Origin of the sequence: Aeromonas sp. Y293-4 (genome assembly GCF_027705905.1) — a bacterium.
Lineage (GTDB): Bacteria > Pseudomonadota > Gammaproteobacteria > Enterobacterales > Aeromonadaceae > Aeromonas > Aeromonas veronii.
Genome location: NZ_JAPDCI010000014.1, coordinates 56604 through 69338 on the forward strand (window position 1 = coordinate 56604; position 12735 = coordinate 69338).

General features: G+C 55.3%; 11 protein-coding genes. 8 read left to right on the forward strand and 3 right to left on the reverse strand.

Going from position 1 to position 12735, the window contains the following annotated elements:
- The first annotated feature begins 49 nt into the window (after window positions 1-49).
- The 8 genes from OKC31_RS15550 (at window position 50) to repC (ending at window position 8121) form a co-directional block, all read left to right on the forward strand.
- Window positions 50-1537 (forward strand): N-6 DNA methylase, encoded by a 1488-nt coding sequence (locus OKC31_RS15550; protein WP_270657145.1) that lies wholly within the window; start codon window positions 50-52, stop codon window positions 1535-1537.
- Window positions 1537-3327 carry a restriction endonuclease subunit S gene (locus OKC31_RS15555; protein WP_270657147.1) on the forward strand — a complete coding sequence of 597 codons (1791 nt, stop codon included), beginning with the start codon at window positions 1537-1539 and terminating at the stop codon, window positions 3325-3327. The genes OKC31_RS15550 and OKC31_RS15555 overlap by 1 nt, the downstream gene beginning before the upstream one ends.
- On the forward strand, window positions 3327-4295 hold the full coding sequence (locus OKC31_RS15560) for an Abi family protein (RefSeq protein ID WP_270657149.1): 969 nt from the start codon (window positions 3327-3329) through the stop codon (window positions 4293-4295). The genes OKC31_RS15555 and OKC31_RS15560 overlap by 1 nt, the downstream gene beginning before the upstream one ends.
- A 204-nt stretch (window positions 4296-4499) precedes the next feature.
- Window positions 4500-5282: a hypothetical protein gene (locus OKC31_RS15565; RefSeq protein WP_270657151.1), complete on the forward strand. Its 783-nt coding sequence runs from the start codon at window positions 4500-4502 to the stop codon at window positions 5280-5282.
- Between the two features lie 20 nt (window positions 5283-5302).
- A complete protein-coding gene (locus OKC31_RS15570) occupies window positions 5303-5905 on the forward strand; it encodes a hypothetical protein (RefSeq protein WP_047439890.1) in 603 nt (200 codons plus the stop codon).
- Window positions 5906-6100: 195 nt separating this feature from the next.
- A complete protein-coding gene (locus OKC31_RS15575; RefSeq protein ID WP_159142775.1) occupies window positions 6101-6436 on the forward strand; it encodes a helix-turn-helix domain-containing protein in 336 nt (111 codons plus the stop codon).
- Between the two features lie 7 nt (window positions 6437-6443).
- Window positions 6444-7295 carry a helicase RepA family protein gene (locus OKC31_RS15580; protein ID WP_187269114.1) on the forward strand — a complete coding sequence of 284 codons (852 nt, stop codon included), beginning with the start codon at window positions 6444-6446 and terminating at the stop codon, window positions 7293-7295.
- 25 nt (window positions 7296-7320) lie between these two features.
- Complete coding sequence (repC, locus tag OKC31_RS15585; protein WP_261990727.1) at window positions 7321-8121, forward strand: replication protein C, IncQ-type; 801 nt, start codon at window positions 7321-7323, stop codon at window positions 8119-8121.
- Window positions 8122-8322: 201 nt separating this feature from the next.
- Here repC and OKC31_RS15590 read toward each other — a convergent pair whose 3' ends face one another.
- The 3 genes from OKC31_RS15590 to yidC all read right to left on the reverse strand — a co-directional run bounded on the left by OKC31_RS15590 (window position 8323) and on the right by yidC (window position 12731).
- Window positions 8323-9462 (reverse strand): site-specific integrase, encoded by a 1140-nt coding sequence (locus OKC31_RS15590; RefSeq protein WP_270657152.1) that lies wholly within the window; start codon window positions 9460-9462, stop codon window positions 8323-8325.
- A gap of 162 nt (window positions 9463-9624) precedes the next feature.
- On the reverse strand, window positions 9625-10986 hold the full coding sequence (gene mnmE, locus OKC31_RS15595; protein WP_106844446.1) for a tRNA uridine-5-carboxymethylaminomethyl(34) synthesis GTPase MnmE: 1362 nt from the start codon (window positions 10984-10986) through the stop codon (window positions 9625-9627).
- 98 nt (window positions 10987-11084) lie between these two features.
- Window positions 11085-12731, reverse strand: a complete 1647-nt coding sequence (gene yidC / locus OKC31_RS15600) for a membrane protein insertase YidC (protein WP_270657153.1) — start codon at window positions 12729-12731, stop codon at window positions 11085-11087.
- Window positions 12732-12735: the final 4 nt, after the last annotated feature.

The window sequence follows — 12735 nt, forward strand, 5'->3', positions numbered from 1 at the left end:
GCATTCGCCCCTGTTTTCGTCACCATTTTTGTAAAAAGCAGAGAATCCCATGTCATCCATCAGCTCAGTTATCAAATCCATTCAGGACATCATGCGCAAGGACGCCGGTATCGACGGTGATGCCCAACGCCTCGGCCAGCTCTCCTGGCTGCTGTTTTTGAAAGTGTTCGACGCCCAGGAAGAGGAGCTGGAGTTTGAGCAGGATAACTACCGCTGCCCCATCCCCGAACGCTTCCTGTGGCGCCATTGGGCGGCCGATAGCGAAGGGCTGACCGGCGATGCCCTGCTCGATTTCGTTAACAACGATCTGTTCGATAGCCTGAAAAACCTGCCTGCCAACATCGAATACAACCCCCGTGGCTATGTGGTGAAAGAGGCGTTCAGCGATGCCTTCAACTACATGAAAAATGGCACCCTGCTCAAGCAGGTGATCAACAAGCTCAACGAGATCGACTTTACCGACAGCAGTGAGCGCCACCTGTTTGGCGACATCTACGAGCAGATCCTGCGCGACCTGCAAAGCGCCGGTAACGCGGGCGAGTTCTACACTCCCCGTGCCGTCACCCGCTTTATGGTCAACCGCATCGATCCCAAACTCGGCGAGCGGATCATGGACCCGGCCTGCGGCACCGGCGGCTTTCTCGCCTGCGCCTTCGACCATGTCAAAGAGCACTATGTCGAGACCTCAGCCGACCATCAGACCCTGCAGCAGCAGATCCTGGGGGTCGAGAAGAAGCAACTACCACACCTCCTTTGCACCACCAATATGCTGCTGCACGGCATCGAGGTGCCGGTGCAGATCCGCCACGGCAACACCCTCGACAAGCCGCTGTCGAGTTGGGACAGCGATATCGATGTGATCCTCACCAACCCGCCCTTTGGTGGCACCGAAGAGGATGGCATCGAGCAGAACTTCCCGGCCGATCTCCGTACCCGCGAAACTGCCGACCTGTTCCTGCAGCTGATTATCGAGGTCCTGAAAAAGGGCGGTCGCGCCGCCGTGGTGCTGCCTGATGGCACCCTGTTTGGCGAAGGGGTCAAAACCAAGATAAAGCAACTGCTCACTGCTGAGTGCAACCTGCACACCATAGTGCGGCTGCCCAACGGCGTGTTTGCCCCCTATACCGGTATCAAGACCAATATCCTCTTCTTCACCAAGGGTCAGCCCACCAAGGATGTCTGGTTCTACGAGCATCCTTATCCAGCTGGGGTGAAAAACTACAGCAAGACCAAGCCGATGAAGTTCGAGGAGTTTGAAGCCGAGATCGCTTGGTGGGGTGATGAGGCGGACGGCTTTGCCGCCCGGGTAGAGAACGAGCAAGCCTGGAAGGTCAGTATCGAGACCATTATCGAGCGCAACTTTAACCTCGATATCAAAAACCCCCATGTCGGCGAGCAGATAAGCCACGATCCTGACGAGTTGCTGGTTCGCTATGCCGAAGAGCAGGCGGAAATCCAGACCCTGCGTGACCAGCTAAAAGCCATTCTGGGCGACGCCTTGGGCAAAGGTGCGGCCAAGCAAGGGGGGCAGGCATAATGGTGACTCAGAAAATAGAACATCTGATTACCGACCATCTGGATCTCTGGACTTCGGCTGTGCGCCCCAAAAGTAGCGCCGGGCGCGGCAGCAATAGCAAGCTGGAGCTAATTGGCATCAAAAAGCTGCGAGAGCTGATCCTGGAGCTGGCTGTGCGCGGCAAACTGGTGCCACAAGACCCCAGTGATGAACCGGCCTCCGTGCTGTTGGAACGAATTGCCGCCGAAAAGGCGCGGTTGGTGAAAGAGGGCAAAATTAAAAAGCCCAAGGCCTTGCCGGAAATTAGCGAGGAAGATAAACCGTTTGAATTGCCACAGGGATGGATTTGGGAACGTTTATCAAACATTTCATTTTTCCAAGAGGGACCAGGAATATTAGCAAAGGATTTTAGAGATACAGGTGTTCCATTAATAAGAATATCAGGTATACACGGAGAGACAGTTTCCTTAGATGGTTGTAATTTTCTTGATGAGGACGTTGTCTCTAAAAAGTGGGATCACTTCAGGCTGGATAAGGGAGATATTCTTTTATCCTCTAGTGCCTCTTTAGGGAAGGTTGCCAAGGTAGGAGATGAGGCTACGGGTAGCATACCTTATACTGGGCTTATTCGTTTCAAACCCTTCCAAGGGGTATTTGATGAGTATTTGATTCGATTCTTCTGTGCACATGAATTTGTGCGTCAAATTGATAATAATAAAAAGGGCGCTGCAATTCTTCATTTTGGCCCAACGCATCTACGTCGAATGATCGTGCCATTACCTCCTTTCAAGGAGCAACACCGTATCGTTGCTAAAGTTGATGAACTGATGGCTCTTTGCGACCAGTTGGAGCTGCGTAGCGAATCACAGCTGGCGGCCCATCAGACGCTGGTGGAGACCCTGCTCGCCACCCTGACCAACAGCACCGATGCCGATGAGCTGGCGCAAAATTGGGCGCGGCTAGGCACTCACTTTGATACCCTCTTTATCACTGAGGCCAGTATTGACGCCTTGAAACAGACCATCCTGCAACTGGCGGTGATGGGCAAGCTGGTGCCGCAAGACCCAAGCGATGAACCCGCCTCCGCCCTGCTGGAACGCATCGCTGCCGAAAAAGCGCAACTGGTCAAAGAGAAGAAAATCAAAAAAGAGAAACCGCTACCTGCGATTAGTGAAGACGAAAAACCGTTTGAACTACCGCAGGGATGGGAATGGTGCCATTTAAAAGACATCATAACCATAATGGATGCAGGCTGGAGTCCTGCTTGTCCTCCTGAATCCTCACCAGATATTGATACTTGGGGTGTCCTGAAGACAACAGCAGTACAAACCTTGGAGTATCGAGAATATGAGAACAAAGTTCTTGATACAACAAAGACTCCGAGACCAGAGTATGAAGTTATGGTTGGCGACATCCTAATTACTCGTGCTGGCCCTAAAAATAGAGTAGGAATTTCATGCTTGGTCGAAAAAACAAGGCCAAAGCTGATGATTTCTGACAAAATAATTCGATTTCACTTGGTTGAAGTTGGTTTGTCGGAGCGTTTTATATCTCTATGCCTAAATGCTGGTGCAACAGCTGTCTATATTGATGATTCCAAATCTGGCATGGCTGAAAGCCAAATGAATATATCTCAAGATAAGCTTAAACTTGCTCCTATTCCGTTGGGTCCTATAAAGGAGCAAAACCATATTATGGATAGAGTGGATCAGTTAATGACCCTCTGCGATCAACTTAAATCCCGCCTGCAAACCAGCCAGCAGACCCAGCTTGCGCTGGCCGAGTCGCTGGCGGAAGGAGCCCTTGCCTGATGCCCTACGCTCGCCCTTGGCTTAGCTATCAACAGCAACTGGATCAGCTGATTGAGCGCGGCATCACGGTCACAGACCGGGATGCCGCACTGAGCTATCTGGAGCGGATCGGCTATTACCGTTTAAGCGGCTACTGGTATCCATTTCGCCGCTTTGAGCCCGCGGCTGAGGGGGAAAGCAAACGGGAGACCAGGGCGACGGACCAGTTTTGCCCCGACACCCATCTGCTGGATGCGGTGGAGCTCTATCTGTTCGACAAGAAGCTGCGCCTGTTGGTAGTGGATGCGCTGGAGCGGATCGAGGTGGCCTTGCGGGTCGATCTTGCCTATCTCCTTGGCAAGCGAAATACCTTTGCTCACCTCGATCGCAGCTACTTCCACCCCAGCTTTATCCGGCAGCACGCATTCAGGGGGAGTCACCAGACCCGTTTTGAGGCGTGGATGGAGAAATACCGGGGGTTGGTAAAGCGCTCCAAAGAGGATTTTGTGCGCCATTACCATCAGCGCCATGGTGAGGAACTGCCGATCTGGGTGGCGGTGGAGGTATTTGATTTTGGCGCCATCTCGCAGTTGATCGGCATGATGAAGGTGTCAGATCAGCAGCATATCGCCAACAAATACGGTCTGGACTGGCAGGTGTTTGCCAGCTGGATCTACGGCCTCAGTTACCTGCGCAATATCTGCGCCCATCATAGCCGCCTTTGGAACCGCAACGTGACGACGCAGGTGAGGTTGCCCAAGCCAAGAGAGGTGCAATGGTGCGATTTCCTGGCAAAAGATGATGAGCGGCTGGCCAAGCCATTCGTGCTGCTGGCCATCACACGGCATCTACTCAAGGTGATTTGCCCGAATACCCAGTGGCATCTGCGCCTGCGGGATCATCTGCTGACGTTCCCCACACAAAAGTCGGTGCGCAAGCTGGGGTTGGCAAACATGGGGTACATAGAGAACTGGCAGGAGTGGTGGTAAACCCACCAAATAAGAACCCCAGCGTAAGTTGCAAAGCAACCAAGAGGCCGGGGTCGTGTTGCGGATAAGACTATGTCCAGTCGACAGGATAGTCAAACTGTTTGTCTCAAATTGAGACAGAGAACCTGATGGTCTGGGACAGATAAAACGGTTTTTTCTGCATATCAGTGCTGATACTTTTTTGTTTTATGACAAGGAGTTGCGATGCTGCATGCCATTTTACGTAACAAAGCTGGCCGCATCGAGCGGGAAGGGGAGTCTCTGCGCTGGCGCGACCTGTTTAAAGGCAGTGAAGATCTGCTGACCGCCACCTTCTTTGGCCGTCTGCCCCACCTCTCGGACGGTGCTTTGGGTGCCGTGCTGCGCTTTCTACTCGGTGACAATCCGCTAGACCCGGCCACCTTTCAACGGCTGGAGCTGTGGCCAAAACTGACATCGCTGCAGGATCGCCGTTATGTCGAGCCCGATGTGCTGCTCCACTTTGGCGACGCGCTGGTGGTTATCGAGGTGAAGCCCTCGTTCGGTGGTGACCAGTATCGGGAGCAGTGGCTGGCGCAGGTCAATGCTGTGGTCAGTGAAGCCGAGTTTGATGACTATGAAGACCGGCTCTATTACGTGGCACTTGGCAATATCCCTGTCGCTCCGCTGTCTCCCCCCGATCTGCCGAAGCGCTTTGTCCAGATGACCTTGCGTGAATGGGAGCCACTGCGCCGCTATCTGCAAACTGCCTCCGAGTTTGAATCCTGCCGTCAGGATCGCGCCATCCGCGATGAGTGGCTGCAGGCGTTTGAGCTGTTTGGCATGGCCCCGGTGGTACCTGAATGGGCGCCGTTGTTTGCCTACGCAGGGCGGCTGGATCTGGATTGCGGGGTGATGTCAGAGCGGCAAATTACCCCACCCGCTGAGCCTACTGGTTGGGCTGCTCTGCTCGATTATGCCGGGACATTCCACCTATCTCGCCCCGATTTCTCTTTTTTGAATCACTGACTCTGGCTAAGGATGCCGTCATGCCACACGATCTTGAGCAGACCACCCAGCTGGTGACCCAACTGCAACAAGCTCACCGACTCGCAGCCGGTTTCTACCAGCGTATCCTCCCGCTATTCGATCAGATCGCCAGTCAGGCGCTGGACGCCGAGTTCTGGTATTGGGAGCCCAGCGAAAATAGCCGCCCCTGCCGCTCAGGAACCCGCCCTTCCAGCAGCTGGGCATGGGACTATCTGCCACTGTTTGCATCGAATCACGCCTACCGGGACAGGAATGGCGATAAGGCTCTGCAAGGTGATAAGACGCTGATTTTTCGCCTCTATATCGATGATGATTTCCGTCAAAACTCAGCCTTGCGTGCACATACGAAGGGTCAGCCTGATCCTTTGCAACTGTCTGGCAACGCCGTGGTTGAAGTAAATCTGTACCGTTGCCTGCAGGATAGTGATAACCACCTCTGGGATCTGCTCAAGCAGGTTAGCTGGCCTGCTCATCAACCTGACTGGCAGCAAAGTGACAAATGTCATCAGCTTGAGATCTGCTCCAATCATCTGCCGCTCGCCCAGCTGCTTGCCGACCCTGATAGCGTGGCCGATTGGATCAAAGAAATGAACCATCGCTGAGCCTGTGGTTGGCTTGGGATAGCCAACCTAGTGGAGCCTGATGACTTTACTGGCGGTTTCTCGCCAAAATTTCACATGTGAAAATTTTCCAGAAAACGCTGTAAGTGCCCATTTTGGGCACTTACAGCGCTCTGGATTTCGTTAGGTCCTCGGTACGCTTTGCATGTTGATGTTTGTTACAGGGAGATCATCTGCATGCGTGAGCAAAATCCGTCAGTTTACAGCGATCCTAACGGGTCAATTCTGAAAGAGCTTTATGAGCTTAAGCAGCTGGTAATCCAGCAAGGACTGACGCAAAAGGAGGTGCTTTCTGCCGAGGAGTGCGCCGAGTTGCTAGGGGTTTCTGTCAGCTATGTGTACCGGCTGACCAGTGAAAAGCGTCTGCCGCATTACAAGCCACAAGGCAAAAAGATCTACTTCAAGCGCGTTGAGCTGCTGGACTGGCTGCTCTCCCACCGCATTTCACCGGACGCCGAACTCACTGAGCATGTAACCAAGCGTGTGCGGCAAGCTAGCCATGGGCGGTTGTGAGGCTGTTATGGTGCGAGATCTCATAGCATCTCACTGGCCTCAGGATCTCCGGTCGGCTTTTGTTGAACCTCCGAAACCCCTCGATTTTGTCCTCCCAGGGCTGCCGGTGGGCTGCGTTGGTGCTTTGGTGTCACCGGGAGGAGTGGGCAAGTCGATGTTGGCATTGCAACTGGCAATGCAGATCGCCGGTGGGCCGGATTGGATTGGACTTGGCAAGCTGGGCAGGGGGGCTGTGCTCTACCTGCCTGCCGAGGATCCTTGGCCTGTGCTGCACCAGCGTTTGTTCACCTTGGGCGGATATCTTGATGCTGAACTTCGTGCCAACGTTGAACGAGATCTTCGTCTTATACCACTGCAGGGATCCAGTCCAAATGTGTTGGATAGCCACTGGTGGGAAGCGATTGCCATTTGGGCTGAGGGGGTCAGGTTGGTGGTTATCGATACACTGAGACGCTTTCACGATGCTGATGAGAATGCAGCCTGTGCTATGACACTGGTGCTGGGTCAGCTGGAACGGCTGGCCATGCTGAAGGGATGCGCTGTGTTGTTTGTACACCACACCAGCAAATCCGCAGTTTTCCAAGAGGCTGGCGATCTGCAGCAGGCAAGCAGAGGTTCGTCTGTACTGGTGGACAACGTCCGCTGGCAGGCCTATCTCGCCACTATGACCAAGAAAGAGGCGCAGAAGCTGGGCGTATCGGCAGAGAAGAGCCAGCTTTACGTGCGGTTTGGGGTAAGCAAAAGCAATTATGGGCCGCCACTACCGGAGCGCTGGCTGGAGCGGAAGGAAGGTGGCGTGCTGTACCCCGCTGGTTTTGACGAAATACACTGGGCTGGGGGCAAACGTGCCTTGCTTTGAATTGACTCATGCCCGGCACGACCATATGCACTGCCTTGCTCCCGGGTTGTTTAGGGCGATCTCGAATGGCCAACGCCGCCGTGACAAGCTGGAGGTGATTTACCGTTTGGATAACGGTAATCAGATTGAGTTTTCTGGGCCAGAACCCTTGGGGGCTGACGATTTGCGCGTACTTCAAGGGTTGGTTGCCCTAGCTGGGCTTGAATCAGAAAGTGGCAAGATTGGGACTATTGCGAGTGGTGAAACCGGAGAGATATTACGAGACCTACTTCAGCTGCGTGGGATTGCCAACCAGCAGGATGTCTTGGTAGTCAAAAGCAGCTTGCGCAAACTGGCCAAGGAGATTGGTTACGCAAACCCTCGTGACACCAATACGGTGCGTCGCACTGTCGAGCGGTTGTGGAAGGTGTCGGTAATAGCACAGGTAGCAGGCTTGCGTAGTGGTTTTCGTCTGCTGGCGAACTATGCCAGCGATCCCCTGACCGATAGGCTCTTTGTGGCGCTTAATCCATTGCTGACCAATGCCATATTGGGTAATGGCCGATATACCTATATCGATCTGGCTGAGGTACGGCAACTGCGTAGTAGCACTGCCCGGATATTGCATCAGCGGCTTTGTGCCTGGATTGATTGTGGCCGCAGCAAGCCAGTAGGTTTAGATAAACTGGTCTCTTACGCTTTTCCTGATAAGTCCGGCGCGGCCACCAACCGAAAGCGGCAATCGCGAGTTCGCAAGGCACTGTATGAACTGGCTGAACTGGGTTGGTCAATCAGTGAACATGCCAAGGGGCGGTTTACCATCGGCCGGCCTGCACTATCACGATAACGGTCACAAACTATCACGAAAGTGGTCACAAAGTTCACGATAACGGTCACAAGCCAATTCAGTGAAACCCAGTTACCGCTTGGGCTGCAGGGCGATCCTGAAATCCGATCTATATTATCTAAGATAATCTAGGCCAGCGCATGGTTGCGCTGGCCTATTTGTTGGCTCTTCCTGGCCATGATCTTGTCGAGGGTGCTTCTATCACCCCAAGACATTGGGGAAATCGAGCATGGCATCTCGGCGCCGCGATTCAAGAATGTCGGCGTAGATCTCGGTGGTTCTCAGCTCACTGTGCCCCAGCAAGCGGGAAAGGGCATAGATATCGACGCCGCGGTTAAGCTGGATGACGGCGAAGGTATGACGCGCGCTGTGGAAGGTTACCTTCTTGGTTATACCCGCCTGCAACGCCCACCGGGTGAGCTCCATGTTGTGCCAAGCCGAGTACTTGAGGCCCTTGAAGATCCGCTCTGTTGCCTTGCCTGGGCGCCCCATCAGCTGCATCGCCATGTCATTCAAATCCAGGTATTGCAGGCCGCTGGTCTTTTTCTGGGTGAATACGATACGGTAATGGCCATAGAAGGGCTCCAGCTCTGCCCAGGTCAGCTTGTGAATGTCGGACCAGCGCAAGCCAGTGCAACAAGAGAACAGAAAGGCGCGCTTAAGAACGTCGTAACGGCACTCGGCCTGGGCCAGGGCTCGTACCTCGTCTTCGGTCAGGTAAACCCGTTTGTTCTTCTCCCCCTGGATAGCTTTGACACGTCGTACCGGATTATCCGGCAGCAGCCGATCCTGCTCTGCCTGGTTCAAGGCTGCTCTCAACTTGTTGAAATAGGCACTCTGGGTGTTGCGGCTCAGTGGTGTGCCGCTTTTGGTGCGGGCCTTGTGCATCAGGTAGTGCCGAAAACTCTCCAGGAACAGCTGATCGATCTCCTCGAAAGTCAGGTCCTGCAGTTTATGGAACTGGCGCAAATGCTTGAGGGTAGACACCCAGATGGAATGGTTGCTCTTGCTGCCTGCCGCTTTTTGGTCTGTAACCTCTTGGAAGTACTCGAAGAAGCTGGCCTTGTAGGCGTTCAAGAAATCCAGATGGTGTTTACCAGTCTCGTACTCGAAGAGTCGCTTGGCGCGGATGGCTTCGGCTGCTCGCTGGGTTTCTTTGTTGTGGAGCCGCTGTGCTGGGGTTCGCGGCTTGTCGTACAGGAAGAGATCCAGGGGCTCTCTGCTGCGTTTGTGCTTGCGGATGCCCGTGGTTGGGTCAAGGTAGGAGCCGGCGTAATAGGTTAAGCGCAGAGCGCGCTTGCCTTCGGCGTCCGGTTCGCGGAATTCGATGCTGATCTTCATAATTGTCCCCCGAAAGTACCCCGAGAGGTTACTTCGGGGTACTCTCGGGGTAAATTCTCACGAAACAAGATCAGGCAAGAACAGCCAGTAAAAAACAAAGTCCAATATTTACAATATCTTATATTCTCACTGGCTGCTTTTTATTGCTGATTTTTCACCACATTACTTGCCGATGCAGAAGCTGGAGAAGATGCGGCCCAGCAGATCGTCGGAGCTGAATTCGCCGGTGATCTCGGAGAGGGACTCCTGCGCGAGGCGCAGCTCTTCGGCTACCAGCTCGCCGGCCACGAACACTTCCAGCTGCTCCTTGGCCACCAGCAGGCGCTCGGCAGCACGCTCCAGCGCATCCAGATGGCGGCGGCGGGCCATAAAGCCTCCTTCGGTGTTGCCCTGGAAGCCCATGCAGGCTTTCAGGTGCTCGCGCAGGGCGGGCAGCCCCAGCTCGGTCTTGGCGGAGATGCGATAGACTGCGTGGCCCTGCTCCTGGCTCGGCGCCAGATCCTCGCCGGTCAGGTCGGCCTTGTTGCGAATGACGGTGAGGCCGATGTTTTTTGGCAACCGATCAACAAATTCCGGCCAGATCTCTCGCGGGTCAACCGCGTCTGTGGTGGTGCCATCCACCATAAACAGCACCCGATCGGCCTGTTCAATCTCGGCCCAGGCGCGTTCGATACCGATCTGCTCCACCTTGTCCTGAGTGTCGCGCAGACCGGCAGTGTCGATGATGTGCAGCGGCATGCCATCGAGATGGATGTGCTCGCGCAGCACGTCGCGGGTGGTGCCGGCAATCTCGGTGACGATGGCTGACTCACGGCCTGCCAGGGCGTTGAGCAGGCTCGATTTGCCGGCGTTGGGGCGACCGGCGATCACCACCTTCATCCCTTCCCGCAGCAGGGCGCCCTGTTTGGCTTCCCCGCGCACGTCGTCCAGCTCGGACATGATGCTGTAGAGGTCGCCCGCCACCTTGCCGTCGGAGAGGAAGTCGATCTCCTCGTCCGGGAAGTCGATGGCCGCTTCCACATAGATGCGCAGCCGGATCAGGCTCTCCACCAGTTGCTGGATTTTGCTGGAGAACTGCCCCTGCAGGGAGTGCATGGCGCTGCGGGCGGCCTGTTCGCTGGAGGCTTCAATAAGGTCAGCGATAGCTTCGGCCTGGGCCAGATCCAGCTTGTCGTTGATGAAGGCGCGCTCGCTGAACTCGCCGGGCCGGGCAGGACGAATGCCGTCGATTTTCAGAATGCGGCGGATCAGCATGTCCATGATGACGGGGCCGCCGTGGCCCTGCAGCTCCAGCACATCCTCGCCGGTGAAGCTGTTGGGAGCTTTGAACAGCAGGGCGATGCCCTGATCCAGTACCTGGCCTTGCTCATCCTTGAACGGCAGATATTCGGCGTAGCGCACCCGCGGGAGCTTGCCGAGCACTATCCCGGCGACCTGTTCGGCGGCGGGGCCGGAGACCCGGACTATGCCGACGCCACCACGGCCTGGCGCGGTGGCCTGGGCCACGATCGTATCTGTTGTCATCTTGCTTGGCTCGTTTGTTCGCTGATAGGAAAACGTAGTGGGGACATTGTAATAAAAAAGGCGGCCCGAAGGCCGCCTCTTTTGTCATCACGGGAAGATTAGCTGCGTGAATGCAGTCCTTTCTTCTCCAGCTGACGATAGATGATGGTCTGCTGGATGATGGAGATGACGTTGCTCACCAGCCAGTAGAGAGTCAGGCCAGCCGGGAACCAGAGGAACATGAAAGTGAAGATGATCGGCATGAACTGCATCACTTTCTGCTGCATCGGGTCGGTTACGGTGGTCGGGCTCATCTTCTGCAGATACCACATGGAGGCACCCATGAGGATTGGCAGCACGAAGAAGGGGTCCTTGACTGACAGGTCGGTGATCCACAGGGCGAACGGCGCGTGGCGCAGCTCAACAGACTCCATCAGTGCCCAGTAAAGGGCGATGAAGATCGGCATCTGTACCAGGATCGGCAGGCAGCCACCCAGCGGGTTGACCTTCTCCTTCTTGTACAGCTCCATCATGCCCTGAGACATCTTCTGGCGGTCATCGCCGAAGCGCTCGCGCAGGGCCGCAATCTTGGGTTGCAGCATGCGCATCTTGGCCATGGAGGTGTACTGGGCCTTGGTCAGCGGGAACATGATGCCGCGTACCAGCAGGGTCAGCATGATGATGGCCAGACCCCAGTTCTGGACGAAACCGTGGAACACGGTCAGCAGCCAGTGCAGCGGTTGGGCGATGAACCACAGCCAGCCGTAGTCGACGGTCAGGTCGAGGTGGTTAGCCACCTTGGCCATCTGGTCTTGCAGCTTGGGACCGACCCACAGCTTGCTGGTCACTTCGGCCTGTTGGCCGGCTGCCACGTCTACCAGCGGCGCCTTGTAACCGATGATGGCCTGGCCTTTACCAGGGATCACGCGGCTGTAGAAGCTGTTGGTATCGTTGGCATTCGGTGCCCAGGCAGAGACGAAGTAGTGTTGCAGCATGGCGACCCAACCACCCTTGGTGGTCTTGTTCAGGTCGGCATCCTTCATCTCGTCGAAGGTGTACTTCTTGTAGCGGGTATCTTCAGTGGAGAAGGCACCACCACGGTAAGCGCTGGCTACCATGGCATGACCTTCCTGATCCTTCGGTGTGGCTACGGTCTGCTTCAGCTGACCATAGAACTGCACCTGAACCGGCTCGGCAGATTTGTTGTCGATCTTGTAATCAATGCCAACGGCATAGTCGCCACGCTTGAGGATGAACTCCTTGGTGAAGACCACGCCCTTGCTGTCGGTCCAGGTCATCGGAACGACGACTTGATCCTGACCATCGGCCAGCTGATAGCTGGTCTGGGCGGCTTCATAGGTAGGACGACCTTCGGCCTGACTGTCCGGACCATTGCGACCCACCAGACCGCTCTGGGCGATATAGAGGTGCTCAGGCTTGCTGGTCAGCAGCACGAACGGTTGGTCCTTGCCCTCTTCCAGTTTGTGAGACAGCAGTTCGGCAGACACGATGTCGCCACCCTGGGTATCCAGGGTCAGCTTGAGCACGTCAGAGGAGACGGTGATCAGCTTGCGTGCGGCAGTCGCATTGGCTTGCTCGGAAACCTGAGGAATATCACCGGTCTGACCGGCTTCAGGTACGAAATGTTCGGTTTGGGCCACGGTAGTCGGGGCCGGCTTCGGAGCCTTGTCGGACTCCCACTGTTGCCAGAGCAGAAAGCTCACGAACAGCAAACCGATCAGGAGTAGATTGCGTTGTGATTCCATAGTT

Bases quoted from the DNA above. Each gene is read 5' to 3' on its own strand.
- OKC31_RS15550 (WP_270657145.1), top strand. From the start codon at position 50: ATGTCATCCATCAGCTCAGTTATCAAATCCATTCAGGACATCATGCGC.
- OKC31_RS15555 (WP_270657147.1), top strand. From the start codon at position 1,537: ATGGTGACTCAGAAAATAGAACATCTGATTACCGACCATCTGGATCTC.
- OKC31_RS15560 (WP_270657149.1), top strand. From the start codon at position 3,327: ATGCCCTACGCTCGCCCTTGGCTTAGCTATCAACAGCAACTGGATCAG.
- OKC31_RS15565 (WP_270657151.1), top strand. From the start codon at position 4,500: ATGCTGCATGCCATTTTACGTAACAAAGCTGGCCGCATCGAGCGGGAA.
- OKC31_RS15570 (WP_047439890.1), top strand. From the start codon at position 5,303: ATGCCACACGATCTTGAGCAGACCACCCAGCTGGTGACCCAACTGCAA.
- OKC31_RS15575 (WP_159142775.1), top strand. From the start codon at position 6,101: ATGCGTGAGCAAAATCCGTCAGTTTACAGCGATCCTAACGGGTCAATT.
- OKC31_RS15580 (WP_187269114.1), top strand. From the start codon at position 6,444: ATGGTGCGAGATCTCATAGCATCTCACTGGCCTCAGGATCTCCGGTCG.
- repC (WP_261990727.1), top strand. From the start codon at position 7,321: ATGCACTGCCTTGCTCCCGGGTTGTTTAGGGCGATCTCGAATGGCCAA.
- OKC31_RS15590 (WP_270657152.1), bottom strand. From the start codon at position 9,462: ATGAAGATCAGCATCGAATTCCGCGAACCGGACGCCGAAGGCAAGCGC.
- mnmE (WP_106844446.1), bottom strand. From the start codon at position 10,986: ATGACAACAGATACGATCGTGGCCCAGGCCACCGCGCCAGGCCGTGGT.
- yidC (WP_270657153.1), bottom strand. From the start codon at position 12,731: ATGGAATCACAACGCAATCTACTCCTGATCGGTTTGCTGTTCGTGAGC.